This window comes from Intrasporangium sp. Soil_C_50 (assembly GCF_057656595.1).
Map to the genome: position 1 here is coordinate 337,209 of NZ_JBDGKB010000002.1, position 11,753 is coordinate 348,961.

12 protein-coding genes are annotated in these 11,753 nt (G+C 72.9%); 4 read left to right on the forward strand and 8 right to left on the reverse strand.

All coding sequences use genetic code 11. The features are described 5' to 3' along the window. Window positions 1–38: 38 nt before the first annotated feature. From AC3A5R_RS09075 to fabG, 3 genes are read right to left on the reverse strand one after another with little or no spacing between them, the layout of a single operon-like run. Complete coding sequence (locus AC3A5R_RS09075) at window positions 39–2,297, reverse strand: tetratricopeptide repeat protein (protein WP_487620425.1); 2,259 nt, start codon at window positions 2,295–2,297, stop codon at window positions 39–41. 59 nt (window positions 2,298–2,356) lie between these two features. After that, the gene (fabI, locus tag AC3A5R_RS09080) at window positions 2,357–3,118 is read right to left on the reverse strand and encodes an enoyl-ACP reductase FabI (RefSeq protein WP_487620426.1); all 762 of its coding nucleotides are present in this window, start codon (window positions 3,116–3,118) and stop codon (window positions 2,357–2,359) included. Between the two features lie 57 nt (window positions 3,119–3,175). After that, on the reverse strand, window positions 3,176–3,919 hold the full coding sequence (gene fabG / locus AC3A5R_RS09085) for a 3-oxoacyl-ACP reductase FabG (protein WP_487620427.1): 744 nt from the start codon (window positions 3,917–3,919) through the stop codon (window positions 3,176–3,178). Between the two features lie 177 nt (window positions 3,920–4,096). Here fabG and AC3A5R_RS09090 point away from each other — a divergent pair, with 177 nt between their 5' ends. Further along, complete coding sequence (locus AC3A5R_RS09090; RefSeq protein ID WP_487620428.1) at window positions 4,097–4,390, forward strand: DUF3099 domain-containing protein; 294 nt, start codon at window positions 4,097–4,099, stop codon at window positions 4,388–4,390. 7 nt (window positions 4,391–4,397) lie between these two features. Then, on the forward strand, window positions 4,398–4,649 hold the full coding sequence (locus tag AC3A5R_RS09095; protein WP_487620429.1) for a hypothetical protein: 252 nt from the start codon (window positions 4,398–4,400) through the stop codon (window positions 4,647–4,649). Between the two features lie 21 nt (window positions 4,650–4,670). On the opposite strand, the gene moaA is transcribed toward AC3A5R_RS09095, so the two are convergent. Then, window positions 4,671–5,693, reverse strand: a complete 1,023-nt coding sequence (gene moaA, locus AC3A5R_RS09100) for a GTP 3',8-cyclase MoaA (protein WP_487620430.1) — start codon at window positions 5,691–5,693, stop codon at window positions 4,671–4,673. 177 nt (window positions 5,694–5,870) lie between these two features. On the opposite strand from moaA, the gene AC3A5R_RS09105 reads away from it, so the two are divergent. Both AC3A5R_RS09105 and AC3A5R_RS09110 read left to right on the forward strand, forming a co-directional pair. Continuing rightward, window positions 5,871–6,953, forward strand: coding sequence for an ANTAR domain-containing protein (locus AC3A5R_RS09105; RefSeq protein ID WP_487620431.1), 1,083 nt, complete (start codon window positions 5,871–5,873; stop codon window positions 6,951–6,953). 52 nt (window positions 6,954–7,005) lie between these two features. Next, on the forward strand, window positions 7,006–7,842 hold the full coding sequence (locus AC3A5R_RS09110; RefSeq protein WP_487620432.1) for an SURF1 family cytochrome oxidase biogenesis protein: 837 nt from the start codon (window positions 7,006–7,008) through the stop codon (window positions 7,840–7,842). A gap of 33 nt (window positions 7,843–7,875) precedes the next feature. On the opposite strand, the gene AC3A5R_RS09115 is transcribed toward AC3A5R_RS09110, so the two are convergent. From AC3A5R_RS09115 to AC3A5R_RS09130, 4 genes are all read right to left on the reverse strand, one after another. Continuing rightward, the gene (locus tag AC3A5R_RS09115) at window positions 7,876–9,747 is read right to left on the reverse strand and encodes an ABC transporter ATP-binding protein (protein WP_487620544.1); all 1,872 of its coding nucleotides are present in this window, start codon (window positions 9,745–9,747) and stop codon (window positions 7,876–7,878) included. A gap of 132 nt (window positions 9,748–9,879) precedes the next feature. Continuing rightward, entirely contained in the window at window positions 9,880–10,683 is an 804-nt protein-coding gene (locus AC3A5R_RS09120; RefSeq protein WP_487620433.1) for an enoyl-CoA hydratase/isomerase family protein, read from the reverse strand. 26 nt (window positions 10,684–10,709) lie between these two features. Next, window positions 10,710–10,940, reverse strand: coding sequence for a hypothetical protein (locus AC3A5R_RS09125; protein ID WP_487620434.1), 231 nt, complete (start codon window positions 10,938–10,940; stop codon window positions 10,710–10,712). A 74-nt stretch (window positions 10,941–11,014) separates the two neighbouring features. After that, window positions 11,015–11,737 carry a hypothetical protein gene (locus AC3A5R_RS09130; RefSeq protein WP_487620435.1) on the reverse strand — a complete coding sequence of 241 codons (723 nt, stop codon included), beginning with the start codon at window positions 11,735–11,737 and terminating at the stop codon, window positions 11,015–11,017. Window positions 11,738–11,753: the final 16 nt, after the last annotated feature.

Sequence of the window (11,753 nt, forward strand, 5' to 3'; positions counted from 1 at the left end):
GCCGCGGGCCCGCCGACTCGGCCGGGGCGACGTTCGGGTCAGGCGTCCGGGGACGTGGCGTAGCGCTCGGAGGACTCGAGGTCGTCGGCGTAGGCGCGCAGGGCCCGGCGGTAGGACTGCGCGTCGACGTCGGTCGTCGCGTCGAGCGTCGCCCGGACGAGGTCGGCGACGGCCTCGCGCTCCCGGCCGAGGTCGGTGCGCACGAGCGCGCGGAACAGCAGGGCGGCCGTGCTGTGCGGACGGGTCTCGAGGACGTCGGCCAGGACCGCGTCGGCCTCCTCGGGCCGCCCCACGACGCGCAGGCTCGAGGCCAGCTGCAGCTGCGCCCGGTGGCGGTGCGGCTCGGGAAGCCCACCCCGGATCGCTTTCTCGTACAGGGGGATCGCGCCGTGCTCGTCGCCGGCGGAGTCCATGGTGCCGGCGAGCTCGAACTCGAGACGGGCGTCGCCTGGGTGCTCCTCCAGCAGGGTCCGTGCCGACGCGATGCGGGTATCGGCGTCGTCGGACTCCCAGAGGGCGGCGATCTCGGTCTCCAGCTCGTGCTCGCCGCGGGCGGCCACGACCTTGCGGCGGATCGCGCGGGCGTCGTCGACGCTGCCACCGTGCTCGCGCAGCCAGGAGTCCACCTCGGACCGCTCGGCGTGGCACATGAGCGCGACGACGTCACCGGCGTTGGCCTGCGCCACGAGCTGCTCGAGGGCGCCGAGCTCGGTGTCGTGCGACGGCACGTCGAGCACACCGACGCGCGCCAGGCCGTCGCGGAAGAGGCCGAGCAGGTTCTCCGGTTCGCGGCCCCGGAGGTAGCGCCGGGCGATCTTGAGCACGACGTCGTCGGCACCACGGCCGGCGATCTCGCCCATCGCCTCGATGGCCTCGTCGGTGCGGTCGCCCGCACAGCCGAGGCCGACGCGGACCGCGCCACCCGGGGCGACGAGTCCGTGGGCCACCTCGAGCAGCGCCTCGAGCCCGGCCTCGTTGTGGGCCATGTCCATGATGACGGTGGCCCGGCCGCCCTTCTCGAGCGGCAGCGAGTACGTGTTCATCCGGCCCCAGTTGTGCTCGGGGTCGGGGGCGAAGGTGCGTAGGCCCTCCACGACCGCCGACCGCGGCACGCCGAGCCCGAGGGCCGCGGCGGCACCGGCCAGCGCGTTGGCGATGTTGTTGCGCGACAGGCCGCTCAGCGTCATCGGCACGTCGGTGACCTTGACGAGGCGGTCGGGGTCACCGTTCGGCGACAGGACGACGATCTCGCCCTCCAGCACCGTGATGCCGCGGCCGCCGGCGTTGACCGCCTCCCACAGGGCCGGCGAGTCGGGGTCGAGGCTGAAGGCCCACGGCTTGGCGCGGCTGCCCCGGCGCATCGCCCAGACGCGCGGGTCGTCGCCGTTGAGGACGCACCACCCCTCCGGCTTGGTCACGGTGGTGACGATGGCCTTGACCTCGGCCAGCTGGTCGAGGGTGTCGATGCCCTGCAGCCCCAGGTGGTCGGCGCTGACGTTGGTGACGACGCTGACGTCGTTGGTCGTCACGCCCATGCCGCGCAGCAGCATGCCACCGCGGGCGGTCTCGAGGATTCCCATCTGCAGACCGGGCGTCTCGAGGACGCCACGCGCCCCGGCCGGACCCGAGAAGTCGCCGGACTCCTTGGTCTCGCCCATGACGACGACGCCGTCGGTCGAGCTCCAGGCCGTCGTGAGGCCGGCGGACATGCACATGTGCGCCATGAGACGCGTCGTCGTCGTCTTGCCGTTGGTGCCCGTGACCGAGGCCACGGGGACGCTCGGGGTGATGACGTTCGGACCGGGGCCATCGGGCGCGGCGAGGATCTTCTCGGCGGCGGCGCCGATGACCTCGTCGGGGCGCCGTGACGCGTCGAGCAGCTGCCCGAGCACCGCGGCGATCTGCTCTCCCGCCACCTGGCCCCGCGTGCGGTGCACCCACGGGAAGGCGAGCACGGCGTCCTCGACGGCACCGCCGGCGCGGACCCGGACGCCGAGGCGACCGACGCCGATCTCCGCGCCCACCCGTCGGGTCACCGTGCGGATGACCCGCATGACGAACCGCTGGCGCAGCGCCGTGCCACGTTTGCCGGGCCGCGCCGACCGCAGCCCGAGCCTCGACGCGAGCGCCTCGGCCTGGGGCCGCTTGAGCCCGAGGTAGCCGGGCAGGTGGAGGCTGACCTTGATCGCGGGTCGCGCGAAGTAGAGGTTCGGCCCGTCGAGGACACGTACCTCCTCGACGTGGACGCCCTTGGCGTGGTCGGTGGCGGTCGCGGCAGGGGTCGCGGCGTCAGGCATGGCAGGACTCTAGCGACGGGCGCTGCGGGTCGCTCGGGTGCCGGGCCGGCGTCGGCTCGTCACTGCCCCATCGCGTGGACGCCGCCGTCGACGTGGACGATCTCGCCCGTCGTGGCCGGGAACCAGTCCGACAGCAGGGCCGCGCACGCCTTGGCCGCGGGCACGGCGTCGTTGACGTCCCAGCCGAGGGGGGCGCGCTCGTCCCAGACCCGCTCGAACTGCTCGAAGCCGGGGATCGACTTGGCGGCCGTCGTGCGGATCGGGCCGGCGGCCACGAGGTTGCAGCGCACGTTCTTCGGGCCGAGGTCGCGGGCCAGGTAGCGGTTCGTCGACTCGAACGCGGCCTTGGCCACGCCCATCCAGTCGTAGACCGGCCACGCGAACTTGGCGTCGAAGGTGAGCCCGACGACGCTGCCGCCGTCGGCCATGAGCGGCAGGCTCGCCGCGGCGAGCGACTTGAGGCTGTAGGCCGAGATCTGCAGCGCCGTCGACACGTCCTCCCACGTGCCCTCCATGAAGTTGAAGGCCCCCTGCGGCGCGAAGCCGATCGAGTGCAGGACGCCGTCCAAGCCGTCGACGTGCTCGCGAAGTCTGTCGGCGAGCGTGTCGAGGTGCTCCTGCTCGGCGACGTCCAGCTCGATGACCGGGGGCGTCTCCGGCAGGCGTCGGGCGATCGTCTGGGTGATCTTCATCGTCCGGCCGAAGGAGGTGAGCACGACCTGTGCGCCCTCCTCCTGGGCGATCTTCGCCACGTGGAACGCGATCGAGCTGTCCATGAGCACGCCGGTGACGAGCAGCTTCTTGCCTTCGAGGATTCCCATGCCTGCGACTTTCTGTGGTTTCGGGGAGGAGTGCGGGGGCTGGCGCGCGGCGCCTGGTCAGTGACCCATGCCGAGGCCGCCGTCGACGGGGATGACGGCGCCGGAGATGTAGCCGGCGTCCTCGCTCGCGACGAAGCGCACGACCGATGCGACCTCCTCGGGTGTGGCGAAGCGTCCGGCGGGGATGCCGGCGAGGTAGGCCTTCTTCTGGTCCTCGGGCAGCACGGCCGTCATCTCGGTCTCGATGAAGCCGGGGGCGACGACGTTGGCCGTGATGCCGCGACCGCCGAGCTCGCGGGTGATCGAGCGGGCGAGGCCGACGAGCCCGGACTTCGACGCGGCGTAGTTGGTCTGGCCCGGCGAGCCGTAGAGGCCGACGACGCTGCTGATGAGGACGATGCGCCCCTTGCGCTTGCGGATCATGCCCGTGGCGGCGCGTCGGGCGCACCGGAAGGCGCCGGCGAGGTTGGTGTCGATGACGGAGTCGAACTCCTCGTCGCTCATCCGCATCAGCAGGGTGTCGCGGGTGATACCCGCGTTGGCCACGAGCACCTCGACCGGACCCCCGAGGATCTCCTCGGCCTCGGTGAAGGCGCGGTCGACAGACGCGGTGTCGGTGACCTCGCAGACGACGCCGCGCAGCCCCTCCGGCGGCTCGCCGGAGCGGTAGGTGATGACGACGTTGTCGCCCCCCTCGACGAAGGCCCGGGCGATCGACAGACCGATGCCGCGGTTGCCACCGGTCACGAGGACGTTGCGCGGGTTCCCCGTCGGGGTCTCGGGCGATGCGGTCGATGCCACTGGTCGTCTCCTCCGTCCGCCCGGCCCTCGGCCGGGTCGTCGTGCTCTCGAAGCGGCTCGTCGGCCGGGCCCCCGGAGCTCCATCGGTGCTGTCTGGTGCTGCCCCGAAACCTAACGGACTACCCAAGGGTAGACAGCACTGTGTGCGTCGGCCGGACGGCGACCTAGAGTGGATGGGTGGCACGTAGCAACGACCGACCGGTGGTCCACACCGTCACCTCAGCGGCGACGTCGGCGACCGACGACCAGGACGCGCGGATGAAGCGCTACCTCATCATGATGGGGATCCGCGTCGCGTGCTTCGGGCTCGTGTTCGTCACGTCGGGGTGGGTGCGGTGGGCGGCCGTCGCCGGTGCCGTCGTCATCCCTTACTTCGCGGTCGTCATCGCCAACGCGGTGGCCCCCCGCCAGATGGGCTCCATCCAGGCCGTGACGCCCCAGCCCGACGACACCCATCGCCTCGAGCGGTGACCCACCGGTGAACGTCCTCCCCTCCCTCGACCCCGTCGAGGACGCCGGCGCGCCCGAGCACGTCTGCAGCGCCAAGGGCTGCCGGGCCACGGCACGGCACGCCGTGGTCTGGAACAACCCGAAGCTCCACGCGGCCGACCGCCGCAAGGTCTGGCTGGCCTGCGAGGACCACCGGGGATCGCTCGCCGACTTCGTCGCGCTGCGCGGGTTCCTCATCGAGGTCGTCCCCGTCGAGGACCTCACCGACGCCGACGGCTGACGCGGCGCGCGGGGCGACCGCTCAGCCGCCGATGGCCGACATCGGTCGCTCGGGCTGCACGAAGCCCGGCTCGCCGATGCCGTGCCCGCGCCGCTTGCGCCACATCTCGCCGCGCATGAGCCCGAGCAGCTCGTCGTCGGAGGCGCCGTCGCGCATCGGGCCGCGCAGGTCGGTCTCGGTGGTGGAGAAGAGGCAGTTGCGCACCTGGCCGTCGGCGGTGAGCCGGGTGCGGTCGCAGGCGGCGCAGAACGGCGCCGAGACACTGGCGATGATGCCGACGGTCTCGGGCCCGCCGTCGACGAGGAACCGCTCGGCCGGCGCGCTGCCGCGGTCGGCGGCCGACAGCGGGGTCAGCTGCCAGCGCTGCGAGAGCCGGGCGCGGATCTCGTCGGCGGTCACCATGTCGCTGCGGTGCCAGGCGTGCTGGGCGTCGAGTGGCATCTGCTCGATGAAGCGCAGCTCGTAGCCGCGCTCGAGGCACCAGGCGAGGACGTCGGCGACCGAGTCGTCGTTGACGCCGCGCATCGCGACCGCGTTGACCTTGACGGGGGTCAGCCCGGCGTCGGCCGCCGCCTTGAGGCCGGCCTCGACGTCGGCAAGCCGGTCGCGACGCGTCAGTTGGGTGAACGTCTCGGAGTCGATGGTGTCGAGGCTGACGTTGACGCGGTCGAGGCCGGCCTCCTTGAGCCCCATGGCAACCCGCTCGAGGCCGACGCCGTTGGTCGTCATGGCGATGCGCGGTCGAGGCTCGAGCGCGGCGATCCCCGCGACGAGGTCGACGAGTGAGCGACGCAGCAGCGGCTCACCACCGGTGAGGCGCACCTGGGTGACGCCGTCACGGACGAAGAGCCCGATGACGCGCAGCATCTCCTCGTCGGTGAGCATCTCGGCCCGCGGCATCCACGGCAGGCCCTCGGCCGGCATGCAGTACGTGCACCGCAGGTTGCAGCGGTCGGTGACCGACACGCGCAGGTCGCGCGCCACCCGGCCGAACTGGTCGGCCAGGCCTGCCGGTCGAACGCTCGGGTCGGGAAGCGCGGTCATGCCACCCACTCTAGGCCGCGGGTGCGACGAGCCGGATCAGGTGACCACGCCGATCCTTCACGACCCGGAGATGCGCGCTTCCCACCGGCCCCGCTCGACCGCGACATCTGCCGGACCCGGGGCAGCGCACAGGCATAGAGTCCAAGCAGGGCGCCGTCGGCGAGGAGGTGGGATCCGATGGCTGAGCACGCACCCGACGACGAGAGCATGTGGGCCGCCGAGAAGCGCGACTTCGTCGCCGACCACCGGGACGACCTGGCCGCCGAGCGGGACGCAGCCGCCGACGCGCGCGAGCGGATGGCCGACGCGCGCGAGTCCGCCCTCGACGAGCGGGAACGGCTTCTGGACGCGCGCGCTGCCGAGCTCGCGGTCCTGCCCGATGAGGCCGAGCGCGCCCAACGGGCCGGAGCCTCCTCCGCCCGGGACGAGGCACGGCAGGGCCGCGAGCAGGCCCACGAGGACCGGGACCTCGCCGCCGACGCCCGTCACGAGGCAGCGGACCTCCGCCTGGAAGCGAGACCGACGACGAGGCTGGCAGCGACCTTCGCCGCCATCGCCGAGAACCTGTACAGCGCGGACTCCTACGACGCCGTGCTCCACCGCATCGCCCAGGCCGCGGTCGACACCGTCGCCGGGTGCGAGATGGCCAGCGTGACCCTCTTCGAGAGGGGCGCCTACCGGACCGCCGCGTCGACCGCCGCGAACGCATCGGCGGTCGACCGGGCCCAGTACGTCGCCGGTGAGGGTCCCTGCCTCGATGCCGTCGAGGCGCCCGTCGTCTATGCGCGGGCGTTTCCCGACCCCCGCTGGCCGACCCTCGGGTCCCGCCCGGTCGAGCTGGGCGCGTGCGCCGCGGCCTCGTACCGTCTTGCGGCCGCCGGCTCCGCACACGCCGCGGACCCCGAACGGACGGCCACGACCGGGTCGCTCAACACCTATGGAAGCACCGCCGACGCATTCAGCGTCGAGGCGCAGCAGATCGGGCTCATCCTGGCGGCACACGCCTCCCTGGCGGCGGCCGTCGTCCGCGAGCGGAGCCACCTGCACGACCAGACGCAGCAGCTGAGCGAGGCCCTGATCTCGCGGGACGTCATCGGCCAGGCCAAGGGCATCCTCATGGAGCGCCTCAAGCTCACCCCCGAGCAGGCCTTCGACGCGCTCCGGCACTCGTCCAAGCGGCTCAACGAGAAGCTCCGCACGGTGGCCGGCACCCTGGCCGAGACCGGTGAGTTCGACTCAGGCAGGATCCCCCGGACCTGACGGCGGCCGACCGGTCTCCGTGGCCCTCAGCGGGTCCGGGTACCGTCGAGGCGTGCTCAGAGTGTGGCTGACCCGGCGCTGGATGGTCGGGACCCTCATCGCGGTGCTCTTCGGCGTCGCGTGCTTCTACCTCGGCCTCTGGCAGTGGCACCGCCACGAGGACAAGCTCACCAAGGCCGACGCGATCGCCCAGCACTACGACGCGACGCCGGTCCCGCTCGAGCAGGCCCTCGGGGCCGGCCCACTCTCCCCGGAACGGCAGTGGACCCGCGTCACCCTGACCGGCACCTATGCCGGGGACGCCGACCTGCTCGTGCGCAACCGCACGCTGGACCAGACGGTCGGGTTCGAGGTGCTGACGCCCTTCACGACGGGTGGGCGCACCGTCCTGCTCGACCGCGGCTGGGTGCCCAACGCCGAGAACGCGGAGACGACGCCCCCGGCGGACCCCCCACCGGGCGGTGAGGTGACCGTGACGGGCTGGCTGCGCACCGACGAGCCGAGCCTGGGCCGCGACCTGCCGCGTCCGCAGCTGGCCAGCATCGACCTGCCCGACGCCCGGGCCCAGGTGCCCGGGCTCTCGGCCCTCGACCTGTACGTCGTCGTCGGCAGCCAGCAGCCGGGCCCTGCCTCGGGCTCGCACCCGGTCCGCCCGCTGCCACGCCCCGACCAGGACCTCGGACCGCACCAGGCCTACGCCTACCAGTGGTGGCTCTTCATGCCCGGCGGCGTCGTCTTCGTCTGGTGGGCCATGCGCCGCGAGCTGCTGCTCGAGCAGGCGGAGGTGGACGAGGGCGACGGGGCCGGGTCACGTCCAGTGGCGCCACCGCATCCCGCCCGACCCGCCAAGCCCAAGAAGGTCCGGATCTGGGACGAGGAGGACGCGTAGGCGTCCTCCGTCAGACGGCGCCACCGACACCGTTCAGCCGGCCCGCTCGACGGCCTTCTCGTCGAACTGGGTGGCGTGCAGGTCCGCGTAGAGCCCGCCACGCGCGAGCAGCTCGGCGTGGCGGCCGGTCTCGACGACGCGGCCGTGGTCGAGGACGACGATGAGGTCGGCCTGGCGGATCGTCGAGAGACGGTGCGCGATGACGATCGAGGTGCGGCCCTCGAGGGCGGCGTCGAGGGCCCGCTGGACCGCCACTTCGGACTCGGAGTCGAGGTGGGCCGTGGCCTCGTCGAGGACGACGACGTCGGGTGCCTTGAGCAGCAGGCGGGCGATGGCGAAGCGCTGCTTCTCGCCGCCGCTGAGCCGGTGGCCGCGGTCGCCGACGACCGTGTCGAGGCCCTCGGGGAGCTCCTCGACGAGCTCGCTGATCTGTGCGGCTCGCAGCGCCGCAGCGACCTGCTCGTCGGTGGCGTCGGGACGGGCGTACAGCAGGTTGGCGCGGATCGTGTCGTGGAAGAGGTGGGCCTCCTGGGTCACGACGCCGACGCGGGCGCGCAGCGAGTCCATCGTGACGTCGCGCAGGTCGACGCCGCCGATGCGGACGGCGCCGCCGCTCGGGTCGTAGAGGCGCGCGACGAGCGAGGTCAGGGTCGTCTTGCCCGCGCCGGACGGTCCGACGAGCGCCACGAGCGAGCCGGCGGGCACGTCGACGTCGATGTCGTGGAGCACGACGCCGCTGCCCCGGCGGTCGCCCGAGGCGACGGACTCGAGGGAGGCGAGGGAGATCTCGTCGGCGGAGGGGTAGCGGAACGAGACGTCCTCGAGCCCGACCCCGAGCGGCCCGGCCGGCAGGGCCACCGCGCCGGGGCGCTCCTTGACGAGCGGCTCGAGGTCGAGCACCTCGAAGACCCGCTCGAAGGAGATCAGCGCGGTCATGATGTCGACGCGGACGTTCGACAGCGACGTGAGCGGGCCGTAGAGGCGCGCGAGCAGGGCCGCGAGGGCGAGCAGCGTGCCGACCGACAGCGTGCCGTTCACGGCCATGACGCCGCCGAAGCCGTAGACCATCGCCGTCGCGAGCGCTGCCACGAAGGTGAGCCCGGCCATGAAGAGCGTGCGGTTGACGGCGATCTCGATGCCGATGTCACGGACGCGGCCGGCGCGGTCGGCGTACTCGGCCTCCTCCCGCACGGGCGAGCCGAAGAGCTTGACGAGGAGCGCACCGGCGACGTTGAAGCGCTCCGTCATCCGCGTGCCCATGTCGGCGTTGAGGGTCATCTGCCGGTGCGCGAGGGCCGCGAGCCGCCGCCCCATGAGCCGGGCCGGGACCAGGAAGAGCGGGACGAGCAGCAGCGAGCCGAGGGTCAGCTGCCACGAGAGGGCGAACATCGCCCCGACGACGAGGACGACCGACACGACGTTGCTGACGACGTTCGACAGCACCGAGGTGAAGGCCTGCTGCGCGCCGACCACGTCGTTGTTGAGCCGAGAGACGAGCGAGCCGGTCTGGGCGCGGGTGAAGAACGCGATGGGCTGGCGCAGCACGTGGCCGAAGACCTCGACGCGCAGGTCGTTGATCAGCCCCTCACCGATGCGGGCGGAGTACCAGCGCGACACGATCGTGAAGAGGACGTCGACGACCGCGATGACCGCCACGAGCAGGGAGAGCTTCACGACGACGCCGGAGTCCTTGGGCACCACGCCGTCGTCGACGATCGCCTTGAGCAGCAACGGGACCGCGACGACGAGCAGCGAGTCGAGCACGACGACCACGAGGAACGCCGCGATGTCGGCCCGGAACGGGCGGGCGTAGCCCAGGACGCGACGTCTCGTGCCGGGCGCCAGCCGGCGTTCGGCCACCGACGAGTCGCGCGACATCGACCGCATCGCCATCCACGGCTGCATGCCCACGGGCTGGTCCCTCCTGGTCCACGGTCAGCCGTACGTCCGGCTGCTCCTCCATCATCCAACCGCGGACCACCGACGCCGATTCCCGGCCGGCCTCGCGACCGATGCGGTGGTCCAGGACGCGGTGGGTCAGGACGCGTCGGGGCGCAGGCGGCCGAGCATCCCGAGCAGCAGCCCCGTCTGGGCCTCTCGCTCGGCCCGCAGCTGGGACTCGGCGTCGTTGGTGACGGCCGCGCGCAGCAGCGGCTTGAGGGCGCGCAGCGCCTCGTCGGGTGCCTCGAGCAGGGCCGCGACGAGCGAGGCGGTCGCGTCGTCGAGGTCGGCGGCAGGCGCCATCGAGGTGAGCAGGCCCATGGCGTGCGCCTCCGGCGCCGAGACGGGGCGCCCGGTCGCGCACAGCTCGAGCGCGCGGGCGTACCCGACGAGGTGCACGAGCGGGCCGGTGCCGCCGAGGTCGGGCACGAGGCCGAGGCTCGTCTCGCGCATGGCGAACCAGGCGTCGAGGGCCGCGAGGCGCAGGTCGGCGGCGAGCGCGAGCTGGAACCCGGCCCCGATGGCGTAGCCGTGCACCTGGGCCACGACGACGGCCGGGCACTGCGCCCAAGCCGTGAAGCCCTCCTGGTAGCGCACGATGCCCGCCTGGATGCCGGCCGGCCCGCCCTCGGCCAGGGCGAGGACGCTCTCCTCACCCGGCACGCCCTCGGGGGTGAACATCGCGGTGTCGATGCCCGCGCTGAAGGCCGGCCCCTCGCCGCGCAGGACGACGACACGGACCTCGTCGGGCACCGACCGGGCCTGTTCGGCGAGCGCGGCCCAGAGCGACGGCGTCTGGGCGTTGCGCTTGTCCGGGTGGTCGAGCACGAGGGTGCGCACGGGCCCCGCGGTCTCGACGCGCAGGTGCGGGTGCGGCCGGTCGGTCTGGGTCGACGTCATGGCCCGCAGGCTACCGGCGGGTCACCTCAGGCGGCGACGGGCGTGACGGAGGTGACGCAAGGGGCGGGCGTGACGGTCGCTCGGCCCGGCAGGACGGCGCGGAGCACGCCCCAACCGGTGACCGACGCCGGTTGCACGACCTCGACCCGGAACACGCGCGCGCAGTCCAGGCACGACCAGGCAGCGGTCGGGTCCGGGAACGGCGTGACGTCCTCACCCGAGCAGAACGGGCACGTGAGGGTGTGGTCGGTGGGCATGCCGTTCAGAGTGGCAGGACGACTCCGCAGATACAATAACCATCCATTATGTGATCCACAGGCAGTGGTTATGGCTAGCCGCCACCGCCCCCGAGCGCGCCCACCGCCCGGGCCACGACCAGGAGCGAGGTGAGCAGGGCCGCGGTTGCCTCGAGGCCCATCAGCGCCTTGGCCCGGGTGGACAGCGGCATCGTGTCGGTCGGGCTGAACGCGCTCGAGTTCGTCAGCGACACGTAGAGGTAGTCGACGAACTCCGGACGCCAGTTGCTCCGGTCCCCCGACGTCGCCGCGACCTCGACCACGGTGTCGCGGTTCTCGTCCTGGGAGAAGCGCCAGTCGGCCGGCGGTAGCCGGTCCCGCGAGAGGGTGTGCCGGGCCACCGGGCCGCCGCGGTCGACCTCCCAGAACAGCAGGCCGAACCCGATGACGTTCGTCAGCCAGACCTGCAGGCCGGCCAGCAGCAGCGGCATCCCGCTCGGCTGCCCCGACGTCAGGGTGCGCACGAGCATCCCCAGAGCGACGAGGTTCGCGGCGATGACGACGCACGCGAGGGCGATGGACACGGCTCGCGACCAGCGGGTCTGGCGGACCAGACGCGTCGGGTTCGTCACGAGCAGCGCGACGAGCAGCGCCAGCTCGACCGCCGGGATGGCGAGGCGCGGCCCGACGAGCAGGCTCTCGGGGAGCGCCGCGTAGGCAGCGATCGCGACGAGGACGGCGAGCGTCGGCCACAGCCGGTGCTCGCCGGTGCTGCTGCGGGCCTCGTGGTGTCGACGCCGCTGTCTGCCGGGTGCCATGCCGCCAAGGTAGCGG